Annotated in this window: 1 protein-coding gene; it reads right to left on the bottom strand. The window is 73.8% G+C overall.

Going from position 1 to position 237, the window contains the following annotated elements; translation table 11 throughout:
• Positions 1 to 237, bottom strand: a 237-nt coding sequence (locus R0J88_RS23445) for an IMPACT family protein (protein WP_410901383.1), incomplete at both ends; no start/stop codon positions are given.

Below are 237 nucleotides of genomic sequence, written 5' to 3'. Positions count from 1 at the left end.
CCGAGCACGCCGTCGAGATCGTGATGGCGCAGCACCTCGAGGATCGGCCGGCCGGCAGTGCCCGAGGGCTCGCCGTCGTCCGACATGCCGGACTGGCCGCCGGCGAGCAGCGCCCAGCAGACGTGGGTGGCCGCGGGGTGCGCGTCACGCAGGCGCTGCAGCGCCTGCATCGCGGCGTCGCGGTCGTCGACGGGGATCGCCTGCGCGATGAAGCGGCTCTTGCGGATTTCGAGCTCG

The sequence above is a fragment of the Pseudoalteromonas sp. SIMBA_162 genome, assembly GCF_046535955.1.
Classification (GTDB): domain Bacteria; phylum Pseudomonadota; class Gammaproteobacteria; order Enterobacterales; family Alteromonadaceae; genus Pseudoalteromonas; species Pseudoalteromonas marina.
This window is presented reverse-complemented; position numbering and strand designations above follow the sequence as displayed.